We start from the raw sequence: 1,053 nt of genomic DNA on the forward strand, positions 1-1,053 counted from the left end.
TAGAGTCTGTCAGGGCTAGGCTGCACCATAGCCTGCATGTCGCAGATAGTTCGAGCACTCCTGCGGCGTAAAGAGCTGCAGGAGATCGCCGACGCGCCTCCATGTTGTTTCGACGGTTCGTTCTTCGGCCTTTCGAACAAGCGTTTTCAGCTTGGCGAACATCATTTCGATCGGGTTGAGGTCAGGGCTGTAGGGAGGCAGAAACAGGAGATGTGCGCCGCATTCGCGGATCGCTGCCCTTGCGGGCGTGCCCTTGTGGCTTCCCAGATTGTCCAGAATGACGATATCGCCTGCCTTCAGTGACGGAACGAGGCATTGCCGGACCCACGCGGTGAACGCGGTGCCATTGATGGGCCCGTCGAGTACACAGGGTGCGACGATGCCGTTTCGGCGCAGCCCTGCCAGAAAGGTCAGGGTCTTCCAGTGACCATGCGGAACCTTCGCGATCAGGGGCTGCCCGCGCTGGCACCAGCCACGGGTGCGGGTCATGTTGGTCTTGACCCAGGTTTCGTCGATGAAGACAAGCCTTTCCGGATCAAGGCGATGCTGGTGCGTCTTCCAGCGCGCCCGGAACCGCGCAACCTTCGGTCTGTCCTGCTCGCTCGCCATCAATGTTTTTTTTGAAGGTCTTGCCTTCACCGCGCAGGAAGCGCCAGACGGTGTCGTGAGAGACGTCGATGCCGGCAGCCTTGAGGTCGGCGGCAAGCGCCCGCACCGTCCAGTCGGATTTGACCGCAAGCCGCTGATGCACCGCCTCGGCCGCCGCACCCCTCAGGGTTGGTTTGACATGGCCGCCCATCTTCGCAGGCATCAAGCCCTTGCCCGACCGACTGAGTTGACCAATGCGGACCGCCGTCGCCGCCGATATGCCAAAACGTGCCGCCGTCGCACGGACCGACAGGCCATCCGTCAGGGCCGCAGCAACGCGTATGCGCAAATCCAGAGATAGAGGTCTCGCCATCACTGCCGGCCTCCTCACCAGCAATGACAGTGAATCACACATCAAAGGCAAACGGAATCCCCACCGATTCCGCTTAGCGCTGACAGACTCTA

1 protein-coding gene is annotated in these 1,053 nt (G+C 61.2%); it reads right to left on the bottom strand.

Annotation, left to right across the window (positions count from 1 at the left end; all coding sequences use genetic code 11):
* Positions 1-15: 15 nt before the first annotated feature.
* Positions 16-961, bottom strand: a protein-coding gene (locus HV823_RS26340) for an IS630 family transposase (RefSeq protein ID WP_176952621.1) whose coding sequence is annotated in 2 segments (ribosomal slippage) — positions 16-622 and positions 621-961 — 948 coding nt in all. Because the reading frame shifts where the segments join, the coding sequence is not laid out codon by codon here.
* Between the last annotated feature and the right edge of the window lie 92 nt (positions 962-1,053).

Origin of the sequence: Mycoplana rhizolycopersici (assembly GCF_013378445.1) — a bacterium.
In the GTDB taxonomy this organism is placed as follows: Bacteria; Pseudomonadota; Alphaproteobacteria; order Rhizobiales; family Rhizobiaceae; genus Mycoplana; species Mycoplana rhizolycopersici.